21 protein-coding genes and 1 tRNA gene are annotated in these 22,178 nt (G+C 64.3%); 13 read left to right on the top strand and 9 right to left on the bottom strand.

The window, feature by feature from the left end; genetic code table 11:
• Nucleotides 1–82 precede the first annotated feature (82 nt).
• Entirely contained in the window at nt 83–880 is a 798-nt protein-coding gene (locus HF027_RS02240; RefSeq protein WP_168012471.1) for an inositol monophosphatase family protein, read from the top strand.
• Between the two features lie 167 nt (nt 881–1,047).
• On the opposite strand, the gene secF is transcribed toward HF027_RS02240, so the two are convergent.
• The 5 genes from secF to queA all read right to left on the bottom strand — a co-directional run bounded on the left by secF (nt 1,048) and on the right by queA (nt 6,776).
• Nucleotides 1,048–1,956 carry a protein translocase subunit SecF gene (gene secF / locus HF027_RS02235; RefSeq protein ID WP_425338656.1) on the bottom strand — a complete coding sequence of 303 codons (909 nt, stop codon included), beginning with the start codon at nt 1,954–1,956 and terminating at the stop codon, nt 1,048–1,050.
• A gap of 11 nt (nt 1,957–1,967) precedes the next feature.
• On the bottom strand, nt 1,968–3,815 hold the full coding sequence (gene secD / locus HF027_RS02230) for a protein translocase subunit SecD (RefSeq protein WP_168012467.1): 1,848 nt from the start codon (nt 3,813–3,815) through the stop codon (nt 1,968–1,970).
• Nucleotides 3,816–3,934: 119 nt separating this feature from the next.
• Entirely contained in the window at nt 3,935–4,264 is a 330-nt protein-coding gene (yajC, locus tag HF027_RS02225) for a preprotein translocase subunit YajC (protein ID WP_168012465.1), read from the bottom strand.
• Nucleotides 4,265–4,364: 100 nt separating this feature from the next.
• Nucleotides 4,365–5,492 (bottom strand): tRNA guanosine(34) transglycosylase Tgt, encoded by a 1,128-nt coding sequence (gene tgt / locus HF027_RS02220; RefSeq protein ID WP_168012768.1) that lies wholly within the window; start codon nt 5,490–5,492, stop codon nt 4,365–4,367.
• Between the two features lie 240 nt (nt 5,493–5,732).
• Nucleotides 5,733–6,776 (bottom strand): tRNA preQ1(34) S-adenosylmethionine ribosyltransferase-isomerase QueA, encoded by a 1,044-nt coding sequence (queA, locus tag HF027_RS02215; protein WP_168012463.1) that lies wholly within the window; start codon nt 6,774–6,776, stop codon nt 5,733–5,735.
• A 157-nt stretch (nt 6,777–6,933) separates the two neighbouring features.
• Between queA and HF027_RS02210 the strand changes: the two genes are divergently transcribed.
• Nucleotides 6,934–7,020 (top strand) — tRNA-Leu (locus HF027_RS02210).
• 316 nt (nt 7,021–7,336) lie between these two features.
• A complete protein-coding gene (locus tag HF027_RS02205) occupies nt 7,337–9,100 on the top strand; it encodes a methyl-accepting chemotaxis protein (protein ID WP_168012461.1) in 1,764 nt (587 codons plus the stop codon).
• A 179-nt stretch (nt 9,101–9,279) separates the two neighbouring features.
• On the opposite strand, the gene HF027_RS02200 is transcribed toward HF027_RS02205, so the two are convergent.
• Nucleotides 9,280–9,468, bottom strand: coding sequence for a hypothetical protein (locus HF027_RS02200; RefSeq protein WP_168012459.1), 189 nt, complete (start codon nt 9,466–9,468; stop codon nt 9,280–9,282).
• 148 nt (nt 9,469–9,616) lie between these two features.
• Nucleotides 9,617–10,549, bottom strand: coding sequence for a LysR family transcriptional regulator (locus HF027_RS02195; protein ID WP_168012457.1), 933 nt, complete (start codon nt 10,547–10,549; stop codon nt 9,617–9,619).
• 136 nt (nt 10,550–10,685) lie between these two features.
• On the opposite strand from HF027_RS02195, the gene HF027_RS02190 reads away from it, so the two are divergent.
• From HF027_RS02190 to HF027_RS02175, 4 genes are all read left to right on the top strand, one after another.
• On the top strand, nt 10,686–11,165 hold the full coding sequence (locus HF027_RS02190) for a DoxX family protein (RefSeq protein WP_168012455.1): 480 nt from the start codon (nt 10,686–10,688) through the stop codon (nt 11,163–11,165).
• A gap of 113 nt (nt 11,166–11,278) precedes the next feature.
• Nucleotides 11,279–12,112 carry a DODA-type extradiol aromatic ring-opening family dioxygenase gene (locus HF027_RS02185; protein WP_168012453.1) on the top strand — a complete coding sequence of 278 codons (834 nt, stop codon included), beginning with the start codon at nt 11,279–11,281 and terminating at the stop codon, nt 12,110–12,112.
• Nucleotides 12,113–12,359: 247 nt separating this feature from the next.
• Nucleotides 12,360–12,968: a LysE family translocator gene (locus tag HF027_RS02180; protein WP_168012451.1), complete on the top strand. Its 609-nt coding sequence runs from the start codon at nt 12,360–12,362 to the stop codon at nt 12,966–12,968.
• 94 nt (nt 12,969–13,062) lie between these two features.
• Entirely contained in the window at nt 13,063–14,322 is a 1,260-nt protein-coding gene (locus HF027_RS02175; RefSeq protein WP_168012449.1) for an EAL domain-containing response regulator, read from the top strand.
• Between the two features lie 66 nt (nt 14,323–14,388).
• On the opposite strand, the gene HF027_RS02170 is transcribed toward HF027_RS02175, so the two are convergent.
• Complete coding sequence (locus tag HF027_RS02170) at nt 14,389–16,050, bottom strand: acyl-CoA dehydrogenase family protein (RefSeq protein ID WP_168012447.1); 1,662 nt, start codon at nt 16,048–16,050, stop codon at nt 14,389–14,391.
• 158 nt (nt 16,051–16,208) lie between these two features.
• Here HF027_RS02170 and HF027_RS02165 point away from each other — a divergent pair, with 158 nt between their 5' ends.
• From HF027_RS02165 to HF027_RS02140, 6 genes are read left to right on the top strand one after another with little or no spacing between them, the layout of a single operon-like run.
• Nucleotides 16,209–16,748: an NUDIX hydrolase gene (locus HF027_RS02165; RefSeq protein ID WP_168012445.1), complete on the top strand. Its 540-nt coding sequence runs from the start codon at nt 16,209–16,211 to the stop codon at nt 16,746–16,748.
• A complete protein-coding gene (locus tag HF027_RS02160) occupies nt 16,745–17,674 on the top strand; it encodes an AAA family ATPase (protein WP_168012443.1) in 930 nt (309 codons plus the stop codon). Before HF027_RS02165 ends, HF027_RS02160 begins: the two co-directional genes overlap by 4 nt.
• Nucleotides 17,675–17,702: 28 nt before the next feature.
• Complete coding sequence (locus HF027_RS02155; protein ID WP_168012441.1) at nt 17,703–18,881, top strand: DUF58 domain-containing protein; 1,179 nt, start codon at nt 17,703–17,705, stop codon at nt 18,879–18,881.
• Nucleotides 18,878–19,177: a hypothetical protein gene (locus HF027_RS02150; protein ID WP_168012439.1), complete on the top strand. Its 300-nt coding sequence runs from the start codon at nt 18,878–18,880 to the stop codon at nt 19,175–19,177. The genes HF027_RS02155 and HF027_RS02150 overlap by 4 nt, the downstream gene beginning before the upstream one ends.
• Nucleotides 19,081–21,195, top strand: coding sequence for a transglutaminase TgpA family protein (locus HF027_RS02145; protein ID WP_168012437.1), 2,115 nt, complete (start codon nt 19,081–19,083; stop codon nt 21,193–21,195). The genes HF027_RS02150 and HF027_RS02145 overlap by 97 nt, the downstream gene beginning before the upstream one ends.
• A 19-nt stretch (nt 21,196–21,214) precedes the next feature.
• The gene (locus HF027_RS02140; protein ID WP_168012766.1) at nt 21,215–21,709 is read left to right on the top strand and encodes a glutathione peroxidase; all 495 of its coding nucleotides are present in this window, start codon (nt 21,215–21,217) and stop codon (nt 21,707–21,709) included.
• Between the two features lie 66 nt (nt 21,710–21,775).
• Here the strand turns inward: HF027_RS02140 and HF027_RS02135 are convergent, their stop codons facing one another.
• The gene (locus HF027_RS02135; protein WP_136254013.1) at nt 21,776–22,171 is read right to left on the bottom strand and encodes a DUF7079 family protein; all 396 of its coding nucleotides are present in this window, start codon (nt 22,169–22,171) and stop codon (nt 21,776–21,778) included.
• Between the last annotated feature and the right edge of the window lie 7 nt (nt 22,172–22,178).

The raw sequence follows: 22,178 nt of genomic DNA, 5'->3' as shown, positions 1-22,178 counted from the left end.
GAGGCAGCAGCGGATCTGCTAGGATACGCCCCGATTTGCGTCACCGTTCTTTAACAGTACCCGACTCCTCGAAGGCCCGATCATGCATCCTATGGTCCAATTCGGTCTGCGCGCCATGCGCAGTGCCGCTGAACAATTCGTGCGTATCCGTGAGCGCATCGAAAACTCTCACGACGAACATAACCTCGACCGTCTGCTCGAAGATGCCGGCCGTAACGTCGAGACGCTGGTTGCCAATCAGATTTCGCGTGGCTACCCCGAGCACGGCATCTCCGGTCGCTACATTCCTTACCGCGAAGGCCAGGGCGAAGGCGCCGACCATCACTGGAAGATCGAACCCTTCCACGGCTACTCCAATCTGAGCGTTGCCAGCAGCGCCTTTGCCATGTCGCTGGTATGCATGGTCAAGGGTCGCCCCGAGCATGCCATCGTGATCTGCCCGTTCGCCGATATCGAGATCCTTGCCAGCCGTGGTCGCGGCGCCCAGCGCAACGGCAAGCGCATCCGCGTGCCGAAGACCACCGCCGTCGGCGGTTCGCGTCTGGCGCTGAGCATGCCGGAGCTGTGGCTGCGTCCGCGCAACCTGCCCACCTATCTGACCCTGGTGCAGCAGCTTGGCCCGCAGATCGAGCTCCAGATTGCCACCGGCAGCGGCCTGCTCGATATGGCCGAACTGGCGAGCGGCCGCTGCGATGCCGCCTTCGTGCTCGGCCTCGAGGAGCAGGACAAGCTGGTTGGTTCCTTGCTTCTCAAGGAAGCCGGTGCACTGATGGGCACGCCTGATGGTAGTCCCAGCGTCGAGATCGAAGGCCAGCTAATGGCCGCCGGCCCGCGCCTCTACAAGGCGATGATGCAGCAGCTCAAGCCGCACATGGTCTGAGGCCTTTCTCGCGAAGCCTCTACCACGATAGAGACCGCGATAGACGAAACCCCACACGCCCAGGCGTGTGGGGTTTTTTTATGCCCGGCAAAAAAACGCCCCCACTCGATGAGCGGGGGCGCGGGCGTCCGTCAGGAAAGCGACGGGAAAGCGGAGGAGGGCACCCCTCAGGGCAGTTCCTCTTCCTCCTCGTTTTCCTTCTGTGCCGGGATCAGATCGGTGCGCGCAAGCTTGAGCGGCAGCAGCAGCGCCGAGGCCACATAGATCGATGAGAAGGTACCGACACCGATGCCGATCAGCAGTGCCACGGCGAAGTTGTGGATCATGTCGCCGCCCAGGATCAGCAGCGCCAGCAGCACCAGAATCGTGGTACCTGATGTTGCCAGTGTCCGGCTCAGGGTCTGGTTGATGGCTTCGTTGAAGATGGCCGGCATGTCATCGATGCGCGAGGTACGGATGTTCTCGCGAATCCGGTCATAGACGATGATGGTATCGTTCAGCGAGTAGCCGATCACGGCCAGTACCGCGGCCAGCACGGTCAGGTCGAAGTCGAGCTGGAACAGCGAGAACGCTCCCAGCACCAGGATGACGTCGTGTACCAGCGCCAGCAGCGCGCCGACGGCGAACTTGTACTGGAAACGGATGGCCACGTAGAGCATCACCATGCCCAGCGCCACCAGCATGCCAAGCCCGCTCTGATCGCGCAGCTGCTCGCCGACCTGGGCGCCGACGAACTCGGCTCGCACCAGCGAGACCTCATCGCCGCTGGCGCGCAGCAGGTCGGTGACCTGCTGGCCGACATCGGGATCGAAGGCCTGTTGCAGGCGGATCAGGATCTCGTCGGCTGTGCCGAAGGTCTGTACCGAGATGTCCTGGAAGCCGGCGGCCTCGAGTGTCTGGCGTATGGTGTCAAGCGCTGGCGCCGTGGCGTAGTTGATCTCGACCAGGGTGCCGCCGGTGAAGTCGAGCCCCAGGCTCAGCTGCTGGATTGCCAGCGAGCCGAGGGCGATTAGCAGCAATATCGCCGAGGTAATGAAGGCCAGGCGGCGCTTGCCCATAAAGTCGAACTGTCGCATCGCGAGGCTCCTCATATCCAGAGTTTCTTGAGTGGCTTGCCGCCGACGGTCACGTTGACCATGGCGCGGGTCACCATCAGGGCGGTGAACATCGAGGTCAGGATGCCCAGCGACAGGGTTACGGCGAAGCCTTTGACCGGGCCGGTGCCGATCGAGAACAGGATCAGTGCGACCAGCAGGGTGGTCAGGTTGGCGTCGACGATCGAGGTGAAGGCGCGTTCATAACCTGCATGGATCGCTTGCTGCACCGAGAGTCCGGTTCGCAATTCCTCGCGTATGCGCTCGAATATCAACACGTTGGCATCGACTGCCATGCCGAGTGTCAGCACGATACCGGCGATGCCGGGCAGCGTCAGCGTGGCGCCGAGCATCGACATGGCCGCGATCACCAGCACCAGGTTGATGCCGAGTGCAACGTTGGCGATCACCCCGAAGGCCTTGTAGCGCAGCAGCATGAAGGCGACCACCAGTAGCAGGCCGATCTGCACCGAGAGGATGCCGCGGTCAATGTTGTCCTGACCAAGGCTTGGACCGATGGTGCGCTCCTGCACGAAGTAGATCGGCGCGGCAAGCGAGCCCGAACGCAGCAGCAGCGACAGCTCGGCGGCTTCGGTGGGCGAGTCAAGCCCGGTGATGCGGAAGCTGTTGCCCAGGGCGCTCTGGATGGTCGCCAGGCTGATGATGCCGCGCTCGGTGTAGGGGTCACGCTTCACCACCGGCTTGCCGTCTTCCATCACCGTACGGTCGCGGGTCTTGTGCTCGATGAACACCACCGCCATGTTGCGGCCGATGTTGGAGCGGGTGGCCCGGTTCATCAGGGTGCCGCCGGTGCCGTCCAGGTCGATGTTGACCTGAGGGCGGCCATTCTCATCGAAGCTGCGATTGGCGCTTGAAACGCTGTCACCGGTGATGATGACATCGCGCATCAGCGTCGCGGTCCGTTGGCTGGAGCGGAACTCGAGGGTTTCGGTTTCCTGCTCTGGCGTATCCGGACGTGCCTCGAGGCGGAACTCGAGGTTGGCGGTGGCACCTACCACGCGCTTGGCAGCGGCAGTGTCCTGCACGCCGGGCAGCTCGACCACGATGCGGTTGGGGCCCTGACGCTGCACCAGCGGCTCGGCCACGCCCAGCTCGTTGACGCGATTGCGCAGGGTGGTCAGGTTCTGGTTGATCGCGTAGTCCTGAATCTCCTGAACCGCCTGATCGGTGAGCGTCATGCTCAGGGCCGCACCCCGTTCCGCCTCGACATCTTCGTAGTCGAAATCCGGGAAGTCGCGGCGAATCAGGTTGCTGGCTTCATCACGATCTTCAGCGTTCATGAAGTCCATGCTCAGCTGGCGACCGTCGATCTCCGTGTTGCGGTAGCGGATGCGTTCACCGCGCAGGGTTTCGCGTATGGCACTGGCGTTGACCTCGAGACGCTGGGTCACCGCGGCGTCCATGTCGACCTCGAGTAGGAAATGCACGCCGCCGCGCAAATCGAGGCCCAGGGTCATCGGCGAGGCGGCCAGGCTCTTGAGCCAGCCAGGCGTCGAATCGGCGAGGTTGACGGCAACCACATGGTCGTCGTCGAGCAGGCCATCGACCACGCCACGGGCGCGCATCTGGTCAGTGGCACTATCAAGACGCAGCAGGACGCTGTTGGGGTCGCGCTCGGTAGACTTGAGAGGAATATCGGCATCGGCAAGTGCCGACTGGACTCGATCCAACTGGGATTCGCTAAGGTTTTCACCGCCGCTGGCGGGACTGATCTGCACCGCGGGGTCCGCGGGGAAGAGATTGGGTAGCGAATAGACCAGGCCGACGGCGAGGACAAGAAGTATCAGCAGATACTTCCATAGGGGGTAACGGTTAAGCATGCAGGCCCTGCCTTGTAGCTAACATGGCGACATCGCGAGAGCGAAATAGGGGGGTCGCCACCAGCACACCGCCGACGGGCGGGCGCGGGCCTGCCCGCCGGCGGTGCCGGGGTGCGAAATCAGATGGACTTGATGGTGCCCTTGGGCAGGACAGAGGCAACGGCGTTCTTCTGCACGTTGATCTCGGTGCCTTCGGCGATTTCCATAGTGATGAATTCGTCGGCCACTTTGGTAATCCGGCCCAGCATGCCGCCGCCGATGACCACTTCGTCACCCGTGGACAGGCCGCTGATCAGCTGCTTGTGCTGCTTCGCGCGCTTGGCCTGAGGGCGCCACAGCAGGAAGTAGAAAATCAGCACGAAGCCGCCCAGCATCACGATTTGGGCGATACCGCCGCCTGCGGCTGCGCCGCCTTCGGCGTGTGCCTGGGAGATGAAAAAGTCCAGCATGAGGTTGGTTCTCCTGAGAGGGTTTCTAGGGTCCTAAATAACGGGATGATGTCACCATCATCCCGCCGTCAGATTCGGTGCGAACGGGCCTGCCACCCCGTCATACGGGGCTTTGTTCCAGCGGTGGAACCGATAACCCGCGACGACCATAGTATGCTTCTACAAAGTTTGCCAATGTACCCGCTTCGATGGCACCGCGCAAACCAGCCATCAGGCGCTGGTAGTGGCGCAGATTGTGGATGGTGTTGAGCATCGCACCGAGCATCTCGCCGCAGCGATCCAGGTGATGCAGGTAGCCACGCGAAAAGTGCTGGCAGGTGTAGCAGTCGCAGTCGGCTTCCAGCGGCGAGGTGTCGTGACGGTGCCGTGCGTTACGGATCTTGACCGTGCCCTCGAAGGTGAACAGATGACCGTTGCGACCGTTACGGGTCGGCATCACGCAGTCGAACATATCGACGCCACGACGCACGCCTTCAACCAGATCTTCCGGCTTGCCCACGCCCATCAGGTAGCGCGGCTTGTCGTCCGGCATCCACTCCGGCAGGTAGTCGAGCACCTTGATCATTTCATCCTTGGGCTCGCCAACCGATAGCCCGCCAATCGCGTAACCATCAAAGCCGATCTCGTCGAGGCCCTTCAGCGAGGCCTCGCGCAGGTCCGGATACATGCCGCCCTGGATGATGCCGAACAGCGCCGACGGCGAATCACCATGGGCATCGCGTGAGCGCTGGGCCCAGCGCAGCGACATTTCCATCGAGCGCTTGGCTTCGTCATGAGTGGCCGGGTAGGGCGTGCACTCATCGAAGATCATCACTACATCAGAGCCCAACGAGCGCTGCACCGCCATGGATTCTTCAGGCCCCATGAACACCTTGGAGCCATCGACCGGCGAGCGGAAGTGCACGCCTTCTTCGGTGATCTTGCGGGTCTTGCCCAGCGAGAAGACCTGAAAGCCGCCGGAATCGGTGAGGATCGGCTTGTTCCAGTGGGCGAAGTCATGCAGGTCGCCGTGGCCCTCGATGACCTCGGTGCCCGGGCGCAGCCACAGGTGAAAGGTATTGCCAAGAATGATCTCGGCGCCGATCTCCTCGACCGACTGGGGCGTCATGCCCTTGACGGTGCCGTAGGTGCCCACCGGCATGAACGCCGGGGTTTCCACCGTGCCGCGGGGGAAACTCAGGCGGCCACGGCGCGCCCGGCCATCGGTGGCCAGGCGCTCGAAGGTCATGAAGCATTCGTTACGCATGGAAGCTCTCTCGCATGAAAACGTTCTATCTAATAGGGACGGGGTGGCAAGCTGCGCCCGCCAACAATAAGTACGCCAGAGCCTCGGGATGCCAGAGCCCATGGCTGCCAGTACAGGGGAGGGCTCGAACGCTTGGCTTTCAATGCCTAGGTGTTTCACAACATGGCAGCCTGGGGCACGCCCTGGCGAACGGCGCCGGCCATTGGCGAATGGTGTCGGTCGCTAGCCCGCGCTCTTGCGGGTCAGGAACATGGCATCGCCATAGCTGAAGAAGGCATAGCGCTCTTCGACCGCGGCCTCATACGCCTTGATCACCGCCTCGAAGCCCGCGAAGGAGGCGACCAGCATCAGCAGCGTCGATTCCGGCAGGTGGAAGTTGGTCACCAGCGCATCGACGCAGCGCCATTCATAGCCCGGATAGATGAAGATGTCGGTCTCGCCGCGATAGGGCGCGATCTCGCCGTCCTCGCTCTTCATGCAGGCCGATTCCAGGCAGCGTACGCCGGTGGTGCCCACCGCCACCACCCGATTGCCGCGGGCCTTGGCCTCTCGAACCTTGGCACAGGCGACCTCGTCGACCTCGATCCACTCGCTGTGCATGTGGTGGTCGCGGATGTCGTCGGCGCGCACCGGCTGGAAGGTGCCAGCGCCCACGTGCAGCGTGACGAAGGCACTCTCGATGCCTTTTTCCTCGAGGGCCGCCATCATCGGCTCGTCGAAGTGCAGGCCTGCGGTGGGTGCGGCCACCGCGCCGTCGCGACGCGCATATACCGTCTGGTAGCGCTCGCGGTCGGTGAGTTCGTCCTCGCGGGTGATGTAGGGCGGCAGCGGCATGTGGCCGTGGGCCTCGAGCAGCGCGATCAAGGGCGTCTCGCCAAGGAAGCGCAGCTCGAACAGTGCATCCTGACGGCCTTCCACCACCGCCCGAACGTCACCCTCGAAGATCAGCTCGGTGCCCGGCTTAGGCGACTTGCTGGCGCGAATGTGCGCCAGGCCGCGGTGGGCATCCAATGGGCGTTCGAGCAGCATCTCCACGCGCCCGCCGCTGGCCTTCTGGCCGTGCAGGCGGGCCGGAATCACCCGCGTATCGTTGAACACCAACAGATCACCCGGCTCAAGCGCGTCGAGCAGGTCAGGAAAACGGCGGTGCTCAAGCGCCCCCGAGGCGCCATCGACGCACAACAGGCGGCAGTCACTGCGACGCTCGGAGGGATAACGGGCGATAAGCTCGTCGGGAAGCTCGTAATGGAAATCGGCGCGCTGCATGGGAGATATCGACTCGGGCTAGCTAAAGCGGTGCTGGAATGGCACTGGACCATTCGGACAAGGCGCACAGGATACCCGTTCCCACCAGTGAAGTCAGTCGCTTGCGTGACTTTCATGATTGACCCGGGGCCGTTCTTGCGTATAATTCCTCCCCGCTGCCGGTGTGGCGGAATTGGTAGACGCAGCGGATTCAAAATCCGCCGCCCTCACGGGTGTGTCGGTTCGAGTCCGACCACCGGCACCATTACATCAAGCCTCATTTCCCTCCCCGAGTCTTGATGCCCTCAGCACCCCCGTATTAATCCATCCAGCGCGTCCCTAGTTCTCAGGCTTCGTGCTTGCAGCTTCGTCGCTGCCATATCGCCAAGCGACAGCTAGCCATTGCGTTCGTCCATAATGCATCGCCGCGCTGCCTGTCGGGTCTCATTTCCTTCCTCATGCTCTGCTTTTCCTCCTTTGGTCTCAGGTGCATCAAGTGGGTGCGTGTTCATGCCGATAGAGATAGTCGACTGCCGACCATCATTCATTCGCTAGACGCACGTATTCGGGAAAGGGCATCTATGACGACACAAAACAATAGGCTGAGCCGATGGAACCTGCAGACCAAGGTGATGACGCTGGTACTGGTCCCCATGCTGTTGATCACCATCACGCTGGTGAGCATGAACATCTACCACAACATTCAGTCCTCACACGAGCATATGGCGGAACAGCGTAAAGAACTCCTTGAGGGCCGTAAGGAGGCCGTGAAGGACGTGGTGCTGGCGGCCAGGAGCGCCATCGCGCCCATCTATGACAAGGCCGGCCCCAACGATGAGGAGGCCAAGGCTCGCGTGGCCGAGCTGCTGCGCTCGATCCGTTTCGACGGTGAGAACTACGTCTTCGTGTTTCGCTACGATGGCACCACCGTGGCCCATGCCAATCGCGATCTCGAAGGCAAGAATCTGATCGACCTGCAGGGGTCGAACGGGGATTACATCATCAGTTCGTTGATCGATGTCGCCAAGGCCGGCGGCGGCTTCTATGAATACTCCTGGCCGCATCCCACCACTCAGCAGGAAGAAAACAAGTACTCCTATACGCTCCCGCTGGAGAAGTGGGGCTGGATGCTGGGCGCTGGCGTCTATGCGGTGGATGTCGACACGGCCATGGCCGATGCCCAGGCCCTCGCCGAGGATAGCCTTCATGGCTCGATCATCAAGTCGCTGCTGATCGCGCTGGCCCTCTTCATCGCCGTTGCGGTGCTGGCGAGCTGGCTGGTCAAGCGCACCATCCGGCCGATCCGCTCCGCTGCCCAGGCGATGGGCGGCATCGCCAGCGGCCAGGGCGACCTGACCCAGCGGCTCGAGGTCGCGACGAATGACGAGGTCGGCCAGCTGGCCGAGGGCTTCAATGCCTTCGTTTCGCGCATGCAGGACACCCTGCGTGAGGTGCGTGCCAGCACCAGCCACGTGCACGACGCGGCGACCGAGATGGAGCAGGGCAGCCAGGAACTGGCGACCCGGACCGAGCAGGCGGCGGCCAACCTGCAGCAGACTTCGGCGTCGATGGAGGAGATCACCTCCACCGTGGATCACAGCGCCCAGTCGGCCCAGCAGGCCAACCAGCTGGTGCTCGGCACCGCCGAGGTGGCGCGGCGCGGCGAGTCGGCGATGCATGAGGTCGAGCGCACCATGGCCGACATCCACGACTCGTCCAGCAAGGTCAGCGACATTGTCAGCATGATCGATTCGATCGCCTTCCAGACCAACATCCTGGCCCTCAATGCCTCGGTGGAGGCGGCCCGCGCCGGCGAGCACGGCCGCGGCTTCGCCGTCGTGGCCGAAGAGGTGCGCACGCTGGCGAGCCGCTCGAGTGAGGCCTCCAAGGAGATCCGCGGGCTGATCGACGCCTCCGCTGCCCACACCGAATCGGGCCGCGAGCTGGTGCGCAATGCCGGCGCCACCATGCAGGAGATCGCCGCGAGCGTGGCCAAGGTGACCGACGTGATCGGCGAGATCTCCGCCGGTGCCAAGGAGCAGAGCACCGGCATCGGCCAGGTCAACACGGCCGTGACCGAGATGGACACCATGACCCAGCAGAACGCCGCCATGGTGCAGCAGTCGACCACCACCGCCAGCCAGATGCGCGACCAGGCCGAACAGCTTCAGCGGCTGCTCGGTGCCTTCGTGCTGGGCGAGGGGAGCGTGGCGGCGTCTTCCCGCCCGGAAGCGCTGTCGCTGCCGTCGCAGTCCCGCGGCAGCGCGCCTGCATCGGCATCCCCGTCGGCACCGGCCCGTAACCGGTCGGTGGAGCCGGCCGAGGCGGAGTGGGAAGCCTTCTAGATGTGACGCGCCAGCGGATCACGCGGCTCGCCCTCGCCACGAGGCCGGATCGCCCGTGAAGCTCCCTGCGAAGCCCTATCCCATAGCCCTATCACGAAGCCGGCGGATCGAGAGATCCACCGGCTTCGTCGTGGTGGCCTGCGAGAACTCGGCGCGGCGAGCGCGGTGCCAAGCCCGACCTAGCGCGTCACGGGCAAGAAGATGCGCAGCAGGTAGGCCAGGACCAGCAGGATAACGGCCTCGATCCAATCGCCCGTGACGGCGTGCCGGATGGCGAAGAAGACGAACAGCAGCCGGGCAAGCGTCACGCCATTGATCTCATCTCTCAGGCGCCTGTATTCCCGTTCCTCGGGCGTCTCTTTCTTCATTTCGTCCCTCCCTGGCGTCGACCCTGATGGCGTCGGCCTTGATGGCGCTGGCAAGAGGCCAAGCGCTATTTCCAAGCACTGTTCCCAAGCACTCTTTCAAGAATAGACGCTGCATCGTCACTCTGGCCGGAGCGCTGAGGAGCATGGCTCAGTGAGCCAACGCCTCGCGCAGGAAGTCGCGGAAGACCCGCACGCGCGCCGGGGCCTCGAGGCCGGAGAGGGTGATGGCATAGAGCCTGCCTTCGCTGAGGGCGTAGTCGGCCAGCACGGGCACCAGGCGCTGGTCATCGAGGAAGGGGCGGGCGATCAGGCTCGGCAGCACACCGATGCCGCCACCGGCGGCCAGCAGCCGAGCGAGACTTGAGTAGTCGGAGGCCCGCAGGTCGGGGCGGGCGCTGATCTCGCTGCGCTTGCCGCGAGGGTCGGTGAGCACCAGGGGGGCAGGGCCTTCCATTTCCCGACAGCTCGCCAGGCTGTGATGGGTAAGATCGCTTGGCACCGCCGGCACCCCGTGTGCCTCCAGATAGCTTGGCGATGCATACAGGCGCATGCGGAAGTCGGCGATGGAAGAGGCGCGATAGTTCATGTCAGGCAGGTCGTCGGCGCTGGCGCGCAGGGCCAGGTCGATGCGGTTGGCGGCGAGATCAAGCGCTGTATCGGTGATCAGCAGTTCGATGCGGATCTGCGGATGCAGGGCGCGAAACCTGACCACCAGCGCCGGCAGCAGGTCGATGCCCATATCGACCGGCGCGGTGACGCGCAGATTGCCCTGGGGTTCAGAGCGAGAGGCGCGGGCCCCTTCGGTGGCATCTTCCAGCAGACCCAGGGCCTCCCGGGCCTTGGTATGAAAGAGCAGTCCTTCCTCTGTAGCGCTGACCGCGCGAGGCGTGCGGGCCAGTAACGCTGCCCCGAGCCGGCTTTCCAGCCGCGAGATACGCCGGCTGACCCCACCCTTGGTTTCCCGAAGCTCCCGCGCCGCCGCGGAGATGGAGCCGAATTCCACCACGGCGCAGAAGGCGCGGATATCGTCTAGTGCACCGCCCAGAGTGAAACTGCCTGAGGTTTCTGAATCATCAACCATGAGTTGCCATTTCACTCTCTGTCAGAAAATTGGAAACCTCAATATGCTGTCTTCCATCAACAGGGACAAGTGCCCTTGTTGGCCCAATCATGGTCGCACAGATAGTGCGGCCCAACGTTGATGCGAGGACTCTCTCATGATCCGGAATACCGCTATTGCCACCGATGCCGCTGCTACCGCCACCCCTGGCCCGGCCATCTTCCAGCGCCTCTCGGTGCTTGCCTATCCGTTGATTCGCGTGACCGCAGGCCTTTTGCTGATGCCGCATGGTGCCCAGAAGCTCTTTGGCTGGTTCGGCGGCTATGGCCTGGAGGCGACGGGGCAGTTCTTCGCCGAGAGCCTTGGCATGACCCCTGGTGTACTCTTTGCCCTGCTGGCGGGTCTGGTCGAGTTCTTCGGTGGCCTGGCGCTGGTGCTGGGGCTCTTGACGCGTCCCGCGGCGCTTGGGGTCATGGTGCTGATGGGCGTGGCACTGACCGTGCATATTCCCAATGGCTTCTTCTGGTCCAACGGCGGCGTCGAATATCCGCTGATGTGGGGGCTGGTCGCCCTGGCCATCCTGCTGCGCGGCGGCGATCGCTTCTCGCTGGATGCGAAGCTCGGCCTGAAGATCTGACGGGGCGACACTGAGCGGTGCTACCCACCTCCTCGGTGCTGGCCTCGATGAGCCGGTACCGGGGCGGTTCCCCTTCCCGGCGTCTCTCTCATTTGCGTAACAAAGGCTCGACCATGACGACTTCTTCCCACCCACTGCCCACGGTATTTCTTCCTCATGGCGCCGGCCCCTGCTTCTTCATGGACTGGCAGCCAGCGGGGCTCTGGGAGCCAATGGCCGCCTGGCTTGGCGGCCTTACCGAGTCCCTGAAGGTGGAGCCGCGGGCGATTCTGGTGATCTCGGCGCACTGGCAGGCTGATACCTTCACCGTCAATGCCCAATCGGCGCCGTCACTGTATTACGACTACTACGGCTTTCCCGACCACACCTATCACCTGAGCTGGCCGGCCCAGGGCGACCCGGCGCTTGCCGCCGAGGTACGTGAGCAACTGGCCGAGGCGGGGATTGCAAGCGCCGAGGAGCATCATCGCGGGCTCGATCACGGCGTCTTCATTCCGCTCAAGCTGGTCTTTCCGAAGGCCGATGTGCCGGTGGTGCAGCTCTCGCTGAAAAAAGGGCTCGACCCGGACGAGCACCTGGCCCTGGGACGCGTCCTGGCCCCGCTGCGCGAGCAGGGTGTGCTGATCATCGGTAGCGGCATGAGCTATCACAACATGGCCCGTTTCAAGCGTGGCGACGGCCCGGTCGACCCGGACTCCCGGGCCTTCGATGCCTGGTTGAGCGAGACCGTGGCGTTGCCCGGTGAGGCGCGTGCATCGCGACTGCGGGACTGGGCGACGGCCCCCGGTGGACGCGAATCACACCCCGAGGAGGAACACCTGCTGCCGTTGTTCGTGGCGGCCGCTGCCGGTGGTGAGGCGCCAGGGGTAAAGGCCTTCGAAGACGAGGTGATGGGCAGCGTGCAATCGGCCTTCGTGTTTGGTGCTTCCTCAGGGCAGGCTACATGAGGGCAGATAAGGGACAGGTAAGCAGATGAGCCTCACGCAGGGCGTGGGGCATTGCATAGAACCTTGGCCTGGCTAAATCGCGGCTCGGCTTGGCGAAGATGGGGTCGGGGACTAAGATAGCTGCCTTGCATTGCGCTCCGGCACCCTGATGGGCCGGAGCGACGTTCGTTCTTGCCATGGCCAGCCAGGGAGGCGCACGGCTTCCGGCCGCGCCGGGCGGGTCAGCTATACGATAAAGGAGCAGAGCATGCCGATGACCCTGTGGTTGTCGCTGGCGGCGGTATGCGCCATGGGCGCCATGTCGCCGGGGCCCAGCCTGGCGCTGGTGCTTCGCCATACCTTGGGTGGGGGGCGCTTGCCGGGTGTGGTGGCGGCGCTTGCGCATGCCCTGGGGGTGGGGCTCTATGCGCTGTTGACGGTCTGGGGGCTGGGCGCGTTGATCGCCCGCCACCCGATGCTCTTTCAGGTGATCACCTGGGGTGGTGCTGCGTATCTCGCCTGGTTAGGTATCAAGGCATTGCGGGCCGGTCGGGCATCAGCACTGCAGGCCAGTGGCGTTGCCACGACCCGCGTGCAGGCGGCTCGCGATGGAATGCTGGTGGCGCTTGGCAATCCCAAGCTGATCCTGTTCTTCGTTGCCCTGCTCAGCCAGTTCGTCAGTCCGGACATGGGCGTGGCTGCCAAGGCCTTGATCGTTGCCACCGCCATGGTGATCGATGGCGGGTGGTATGTACTGGTGGCGGTGGCGTTTTCGCATTCGTCGGTGTTGCCCTGGTTGCAGGCTCGCTCCCACTGGATCAATCGCCTCACCGGGGTGATTCTTCTCGGCCTGGCATTGCGGGTTGTGGTCGGGTAGTCCGGTCTTTAACAGGGTGATGGCTGGGCTCGATGTATAAGTTATGTAATGGTTGCATGCGAACTTAGTTAAAACTTTCATAGTGAGAGTGCTCATGCCTCTGGATACTGCTCCGCTGGCTGTTGTCGTCGACAATGACCCTGATATCTTGGCTGCTCTGTCACTGCAATTACGCACCTTGGGTATCTCGACTCACCACCTGGCCTCTGACCTGCGGCCATGTCTTGCCCATCTGCGGCCGCGTCTGGTGATCCTCGATCTGGAAATCGACGGCGTCGAGGGCATCGATACCCTGCGCTACCTGGCCGAGCTCGAATATAACGGCGCGGTGATGTTGCTGAGTGGCGTGGCCCCCAAGGTCATGCGCATCGCCGAACGGGTCGGCCAGACCCTCGGCCTGACGATGCTGGATTCGCTGAGCAAGCCCTATTCCCTGCATGACCTGAGCGCGAGTCTCGACGGGCTTTTGATGCCGTCACAGGGCGAGGTGTCCGGAAAAGGCGGGCAAGAGTGGGGACGAGAAGAGATTGCCCGCGCGCTGAGCGAGCAGGAACTCGTGGTTCACTACCAGCCCCAGTTTGATTTGAGCTCTCAGACGCTGAGCGGGGTCGAGGTGCTGGTGCGCTGGCAGCATCCCGAGTTTGGCCTGATCTGTCCGGGTCGCTTCCTCAAGCTGATGACGCCGGAACAGACGCGGCAGATGACCCGGCATATCGTCGCCCGGGTGGCGTACGATGCCCAGCGCTGGGTGGTCGCGGGTCACCGGCTCTCGGTGTCGATCAATATCTCGCCCACCGAACTGCTGAACGACGACCTGGTGCCGTTGATGAACGAGCTGCAGCAGTCGCTGGGATATTGGCTCTCGCTGGTGGTGGAAATCACCGAAAATGATGCCATGCAGGATGAGCTATTGAGCAGTGAGGTGGCGGCAAGGCTGCATCTGCTGGGTATGGAGCTGTCGGTCGATGATTTCGGTATTGGCTTCTCGTCTCTGGCTCGCCTGCAGTTGTTACCGATCAGCGAAGTGAAGATCGACCGAGGTTTTGTTCGCCATCTCAACGAAAACCCTGAGGATGCGGCTATTGTCGAGGCGGTGGCACTACTCGGTCAGCGCCTGGGTATCCGGGTAGTGGCCGAGGGGGTCGAGACGCTGGAGTGCCTTGAGACGTTGGTGCGTTTTGGCTGTACCCATGCTCAGGGCTTCGCGCTGGCAAGGCCGATGCCGGTAGAGGACCTGCTTTCATTGCTCACACGCCTGGGAAGCTGCCCGTCACCCTGCTCGAATGCGGATCATGCACATGATGACCGATTATGGCAGTCAAGGATCGCCCAGTCCCTCAGTCACACGCCTTGATCCCGGCATCATTTTTAACACCCGCGTCCCCCCGTTTGATGACCACACGACCGCTTTCAAGCGGTTTCAAGACGTGATGCGTTCAAGAATAGCGGCAAGCGGCGCGTCCGCCGGCAGCACCCCATAGGCCGGGCTCGGGTCATGGCCAAGTCGCGAACGGCAGAACGTCTCGGCTATCGCCGTGGGGGCATGGCGCAGAAGAAGCGCCGCTTGCAGGGTCTGGGCCATGCGCTGTGTCAGCCAACGGGCGCGCAGGGTCATCGTCTCGTCGCCTGCCGTCAATGCCTGCTCGAGCTCGGCCAGCGCGCGGTCGAAGTCGGCCTGCTGACTGTGTGCTGCCTTGAGCTCGCTCATCAGTGCCTCGATGCTTTCCGGATGACGCGCCATCACCCGTAGGACATCCAGGCAGATGACGTTGCCGGACCCTTCCCAGATCGAATTTACCGGTGCTTCGCGATATAGCCTGGCAAGCGGTGTTTCCTCCACATAGCCGATGCCGCCCAGGCACTCCATGGCCTCGGCCATGAAACCGGGGCCGCGTTTGTTGTGCCAGTACTTGGCCAGTGTCGGCAGGAGGCGTGCCAGGGCGCGTTCGTGGTCGTGGCCACTGGCGGCGCCATCGAAGGCGCTGGCCGCTCGCAGGCCAAGGCCTACCCCGGCCTCGACCTCAAGCGCCAGATCGGCGATCACCATGCGCATTAGTGGCTGCTCGGCGAGCGGTCGGCCGAAGGCGTGGCGATGGCAGCTGTATCGCCATGCCTCGCGCAGGGCCTGGCGCATCATGCCCACTGGCGCCACGGCAGCATCGAGACGGGTCTGCTGGACCATCTCGAGGATGGTGGCGATACCACGGCCCGGCTCACCGATGGGCTGTGCCCAGGCATGGCGGTACTCGATTTCGGCTGAGGCGTTGGCGCGGTTGCCGCACTTGTCCTTCAAGCGCTGAATCTCGATCGGGTTGCGACGGCCGTCGGGCTGGAAACGTGGCACCAGAAAGCAGTCAAGGCCGTCAGACGTTTGCGCCAGGGTCAGGAAGGCATCCGACATCGGCGCACTACAGAACCACTTGTGGCCGCTCAGCCAGGCGCCGTTGCGGTCACTGTCGGCCACTTCGGCGTAGGTGGTATTGGCCCGCACGTCGCTGCCGCCCTGTTTCTCGGTCATCGCCATGCCCAGCGTCACCGCCGTCTTGTCATCGCTTGGATGGGCACGCGGGTCATAGCCCCAGGTCAGCAGCCGCGACCCCCAATGGGCCATCACCCGCTTTTTCTGGCGCAGCACTGGCATGGCGGCATGGGTCATGGTTAGCGGACAGCAGATGCCGGGTTCGGCCTGGGTCAGCAGGTAGAGCGCGGCCACATGAGCCTGATGGCCGCCGCGGCCTTCTTCCTGCCAGGCCACTGCATGCCAACCGTGATCGAAGGCTTCATGCATCAGCGCGTGATAGGCGGGGTGATACTCGACCTCGTCCAGGCGCCGTCCGTGGCGATCAAATAGCCGCAAGCGTGGCGGATGCTGATTGGCGGCCTCACCCAGTGCCTGAAGTCGTTGGCTGCCCACCGCTCGACCGAGGGCGGCGAGGCGACGTGGCACCCAGGCGGGCGCCTGGTGCGATAGGGCCTCACGCAGCGGAAGGTCGTCGGTAAGCCAGTCTTCGTCGCTGGGCACCGGTGGCTGGTTGACGATGTCATGAGTGGCAAGATGTTCACGGGGTGCGAAATCGGCCATGGCGAGTCTCCCGGCGGTGCCTCGAAGGCAGCGAGCGCGTTTCGAGGCGAGCATCTTCTGAGCATGGTCAGCGCTCACTGATCGGTCAAACGCCTCAAGGCTGGCCCTGTCTCGTGTGACTGGTTAGGCTAAAAGACTGATCCGACAGGGAGAGCCCGATGACTGCCAATGATTCCACGTTGCCGCCCCCGGTGGTCGCCGATGAACATATCCAGCTGGTCGATGCCCGCAACCGACCTTGCGGCAGCGCGCCCCGGGCGATGATGCGCCGCTTCCATTTCTGGCACCGGGCGACCTATATCGTGGTGCGAAACGCCACGGGAGACATCTGCGTACAGCGTCGCACGCTGACCAAGGAAGTCTTCCCCGGGGATGATGACCTGGCCGCCGGCGGCGTGGTGGGGGCCGGTGAGGCCGTGCATCAGGCGGCGCGTCGCGAGCTTGCCGAGGAGCTGGGTATTCGTGGTCAGCCGCTGCGTTCCTGTGGCGATTTCCGTTATGCCAAGGACGGTCACCACATCTATGGCAGCATCTACCTGGTCGATTACGACGGGCCGCTTTGTCTGCAGCCTGAAGAAGTCGCCTCGGTGCGCTGGATGCCGCTCAAGGAGGCGCTGGCGCTTGAGACCGCGACACCCGATACCCACAGCGCGCTGGGCATGCTGTATGCCGGTGGCTGGCTCGAGGAGGCGGCATGAACTCGCTTTCGGCGCACCAGGCGAGCGTCGATGAGCTCGTTGCGGTGCTGTCGATGGTGGTGCGCGGCAAACCGCAGGAGGTGCGGCTGGCGCTGTGCTGTCTGCTGTGTCGAGGTCATCTCTTGATCGAGGATCTGCCGGGGCTTGGCAAGACCACCCTGGCTCAGGCGCTGGCGCGGGTCACTGGACTCGACATGCAGCGCTTGCAGTTCACCAGCGACCTGCTGCCCGCCGATGTGCTCGGGGTCTCGGTCTTCGATCCGGGGCAAGGGCGTTTTCATTTTCACCCTGGGCCGGTGTTTCATGGTCTGGTGCTGGCCGATGAGGTCAACCGGGCCACGCCCAAGACGCAGAGCGCGCTGCTCGAGGCGATGGAAGAAGGGCAGGTGACCGTTGAAGGCGAGACCCGCGCGCTACCCGATCCTTTCTTCGTGATCGCCACCCAGAATCCCCAGGATCAGGCGGGTACCTTCCCGCTGCCTGAGTCTCAGCTCGACCGTTTCCTGATGCGACTCTCGCTTGGCTATCCCGACCGTCAGGCCGAGCGCGAAATTCTGCGCGGCGAAGCGGGGCGCTCGCGCCTCGATGAGTTGCCGGTATTGCTCGATGCGACCACCTTGCGCGACATGCAGGCGCGGCTCGCGCGCCTGCATGTCGCCGAACCGCTGCTCGACTACGTACAGGCGCTGGCGGCGGCCAGCCGCAGTCACCGCGACCTGCCCTGGGGGCTCTCGACCCGCGGCGTGCTGGCGCTGCTTCAGGCGGCCCGAGGCTGGGCGCTGCTCGAAGGGCGTGATCATGTCTTGCCCGAGGACATTCAAGCGGTGTGGGTGCCGGTGGTCGCTCATCGGCTGAGCAGCGGCAACCGTGAAGCCGATGAGCGGCTGGCGAGGCAGTTGCTTACCTCTGTGCCGGTGCTTGGCTAGTCGATGATAGATGTCGATGAAAAGTGTCATGAGATATAGAGACGCCTCGGGGGCCGGGCCGCTGGCGCGGGGATGGGCATGGCTGCGTCACTGGAGCTGGAAGCGTCGGTCCATTCCGGCCGACGCACCGCTCTCCCAGCATCGGCTCTTTGTGGTGCCCACCGGTTTCGGCCTGGCCTGGGCGGGCCTGGTGCTGATCCTGTTTCTGTTCGGTGCCAACTACCAGAACAACCTCGCCTATGGCCTGTCTTTCTGGCTGTTCGCCATCGCCCTGGTGGCGCTCTTTCGTGGCTGGCGCAACCTGCTTGGCGTGCGCCTGACCATCACGCCCGAAGGGGAGGCCTTTGTTGGCAGCGAGGCCCAGCTTCGGGTGCGGCTCGCTGCCTCCCGGGACCGCCAGGCGCTGGTCGTGTGCCTGGGCCGGCGGCTGGGCCGCAGGGCGGGTCGACGGGCCAAGCCCCAGCATGCGGGGTCGCGTGAGACGGTCGATGTCGTCGATGGCGAGGCCAGTCTGACGATTGGCTGGCCGGTCACGATACGGGGCGCGCAGCCGCTGCCGCGTTTGCGTCTGGAAAGCGACTGGCCGCTGGGGCTGGTGCGGGCGCTTGCCTGGATCGAGAGCCCCGAGACGCTGCTGGTCTATCCTGAGCCCTTGTCCGGCGCCGAGACCGTCACGCCATCACCGGTTGCGGGTCAGACAGCGCCAGAGGTGGCAAGGCCACGAGCGCCGCGTGAGGCGCAGGACTTCGCCGGGCTCAAACGCTACGTGCCCGGTGATTCGCCATCCCGGCTCGCCTGGAAGCAGTGGAGCCGCACCGGGGTGCTTGCGACGAAACACTTCACCGAACCACCGGCGCCGCCGACCTGGCTTGATTACGCCGCGATCAGTGGCGATAGGGAAGCGCGCCTGTCGTGGCTCTGTGCTCAGGTGCTCGCCTATCATCGCCGCGGCGAGCCCTTCGGCCTGCGCCTGCCCGGTCTCACACTTTCGCCCGCCAGTGGCTTTGCTCAGCGGCGCCGAGCCTTGAGTGCTCTGGCGTACTTTCCTTCTGAAAGCGCCTCCAGCGAAGATATTTCTCGAGAGGGTATCTCTCAGAAGCGTGGCTTTGGCGAGGATGTCTTTCGCGAAGGCCTCGCGCCGCGGGCACCCGACGGCGATGTGCCAGGAGATGTGCCAGGCAATGCTGCCGGGGAGGGGACACCGTGAAGGCTGTTGGCACTCCCGTGCTGCTGGCCGATGGTGAAACGCTGTCAGCCGCCATGCTGCGCCAGCTGTTCATCGGCCAGTGCCTGGTGCTTGGCATGCATCTGGCGGTCATGCCGCTTTGGCTGATGGCGGTGGCTGCTCTGGTGGCCTGGCGGCGTCATCGCCAGCTGATCGAACGGGCGCCCAGAGCCGGCGTGGCGTGGCGTTGCGTCTGGTCGCGGTGGCGGCACTGCTCGTCGCCCTGTGGGCCGAGTACGGCAGCTTCGGACGTCTCGAGGCGCTGCTCGGGTTATTGATCGGTATCTACCTGTTGAAGCTTCTGGAGACCCGCACCCGGCGCGATGCGCGGGTGGTGATCGGTATCGGCTTCGTGGCGCTGACGGCCAGTTTTCTGCACGACCAGGGCATCGTGACGGCGCTTGGCGCGGTGCTGGTGGCGAGTTGGCTGGTGCAGTCGCTGGTGGCCCTGACCGGCGGCCCGCACTCATCTGCCAACCGCATCGCCTGGCGTGAGACGGCCTGGCTGATGGGGCTTTCGGCGCCGCTGATGGTGGCGGTCTTTATCGCCATGCCGCGGTTCGAACCGCTGTGGAGCCTGCCGACGCTCGAACGGGCCTCGACGGGGTTGTCCGACAGCATGGCACCGGGCGACTTTGCCAGGCTTTCGAGAAGCGATGACCGCGCCTTTCGGGCGAGCTTCGAGGGGGCGGTGCCGCCGCCTGCCAAACGCTACTGGCGGGTCTATACCCTGAGCCACTTCGATGGCGAGCGCTGGTCGCGGGAGACGCCTGAGTCGCTTGCGGCGACCCTCGAGCGCCCGGTACGTGACTTCGCCCGCTCGGCGCGGCGCAATCCCTTTGTGTCGGCCTCCATGATGTCAGACCTGGTCTCGCAGAAAGCCACCGCTGACGCGTCCGAGGGGCGCCCGGCGCCTTACCGGACCGAGCTGTTGCTTGAGCCGGACAGCCGGCCCTGGCGACCTTCGCTGGGTACGCCACTGGCAAGTCCCGAGCGACAGCGTTTTCTCGGCGATGGCACCGTCGAAGGCCTCACATCGCTATCCTCACGCGGTCTAGTGACGCTCAAGAGCAGTGGCGAGGCACCGAGCTTCGCCGACCCGGCCGGCCGCGCCTGGCATACGCTGCTGCCCCAGGGGCGCAACCCGCGTACCCTGGCGCTTGCCAAGGCGCTGTGGCGCGACGCCGAAGGGGACCCTCAGGCCTATCTGGCCGCCGTGATGGCGCGCTTCGCGCAGGCGCCGTATCGCTATACCCTCGAACCGCCGCGGCTCACTGGCGAGCATCGCGTCGATGCCTTCCTGTTCGATAGCCGGGCTGGCTACTGCGCCCACTATGCCTCGGCCACCGCCATGCTGGCGCGGGCCGTGGGGATTCCCGCGCGAGTGGTGGCAGGCTTTCAAGGCGGTGAGCGTCACCCGGACGGGCACCTGACGGTGCGCGATTACGACGCCCATGCCTGGGTCGAGGTCTGGCGCGAGGGCAGCTGGCGGCGGCTTGACCCTACGGCGGTGATCGCGCCTGAGCGCATCGAACAGGGCCCGGCGGCCCTGAGTGACGGCAGTGAGGCCTTCCTGGCCGATGCCCGCCTGTCGGCACTGCGTTTTCGCGACGTCGCCTGGTTGAACAGTGCAAGGCTTGCCTGGGAAAGGCTCGAATACCGCTGGCAGCGCCAGGTCGTGGGCTATGAGCGCGGCCATCGTGAGGCGCTGATGGCGCAGCTAAAGCAGGCGCTGGAGGCGTTCATCAACGCTGTTTCTGATCTGAAGGAAGGTGTCCTGGCCATGATCTCGGCGGGCGCTGCTGGTGCTCTGGTCATCGCGGGCTGGGGGCTGGCAGTGGCATTGGCGGGGCTTGCGATAGTCGCGTTGCTTGGCATTGGCCTGCGAACGGCTATCAGACGCTTGCGTGGACCGGCGACGCTGCACCAGATACTGCTTGCCGATGCGGCCTGGCTCGAGCGCCATGGACACCCGGCGCGCCCCGCTGAATCCCCGGCAGCGCACCTTCGCCGCCTGGCGATGCAGTCGCTGAGCGGTGATATAGGCGCGACGGGCGTGGGCGCTGAGGACCTGCAGGGCCGGCGGGATTTCGCCGCGGCGTGCGAGGCGTTAGCCGAGGCCATCGAGCAGCTCTACTATGCCCCCCTCGATGGAGACGAGCGCGACCGCTGGCGGACACGCTTTGAGGTGCGCCGACACGAGTGGCGGCGCCTGTTTCTCAGCATCCGGCGATGCCGCTCAGGAAGCGCCGGCAGGCTGGCGCGTTGGCGACAGACATGGCATCTTGGAGACTAAAGCCGGACTGGTGCTCGCCATGCATATCCACGACATCGACTGTCAAACTGCCGCGGGCGAACCCTTCAACCTGCTCGCCTTGCGTGGACAGGTGCTGCTGGTCGTCAACGTCGCCAGCCGCTGCGGTTTCACCCCACAGCTCAAGGAACTCGAGAACCTCTATCGCCGCTATCGCGAGCGGGGGTTCATGGTGCTGGGCTTCCCCTGCAACCAGTTTGCTCGTCAATCGCCGGAATCGGCCCCCGCCTTCTGCAAGTTCGGTGAGCAGGAGTTTGGGGTGACCTTTCCGCTGCTCCAGAAGGTCCGGGTCAACGGTCCGGGTACCCACCCGCTGTTCGTTGAGCTGCGCCGTCAGGCCCCGGGCGTGCTTGGCACCACGGCCATCAAGTGGAATTTCACCAAGTTCCTGGTTGGCCGCGAGGGCCAGGTACTGCGCCGTTTCGGGCCGCGGGAAGGAGAGCGTGAGATTCGCGAGGCCCTGGAAGCAGCGCTGGATGAGCCCTTTTCCGCCTGAAACGCACGCTTTCTGAAGCCCTTGCCCACGGCATCCAGTGCCAGGGCTTGCATGGGGTGGCGTCGGTCAGGACTGCTTCGGGGCTTCGCCGCGTTCCACCATCACGCGCATCATCAGCTCATTCCAGCGGTGGCGGGTCATCATGGTGGTCAGCCCCGAGAACAGCATCCACATCTTCCTGCGCCAGCCGCTTAGCCGCTGATAGTGAGCGACCAGTTGGGCCACTAGCTGGCGGTCGTTGAAGCGGCGCCATTCGCCGGCCACCGACAGTTGGTGGCGTGCCAGCACCGGTGCCAGCTCCAGGCGAAATATCCACTCCAGCTCCTGGAGCGTCAGATCATGGCGCTCGATTTCCTCGACCATGCGGGTGTAGTCGCTCTCGCGAGGTTCGCGTTCGAGCCACAGCGGGGCCAGGGCGAGCCATAGCTCGGCGCGCATGTCGACCAGGGTTTGCGTGTCCATGGCTATC

The sequence above is a fragment of the Halomonas salinarum genome, assembly GCF_012062845.1.
Taxonomy (GTDB): Bacteria; Pseudomonadota; Gammaproteobacteria; order Pseudomonadales; family Halomonadaceae; genus Onishia; species Onishia salinarum.
The sequence above is the reverse complement of the archived record's forward strand: the minus strand, read 5'-3'. Positions and strand labels throughout refer to the sequence as shown.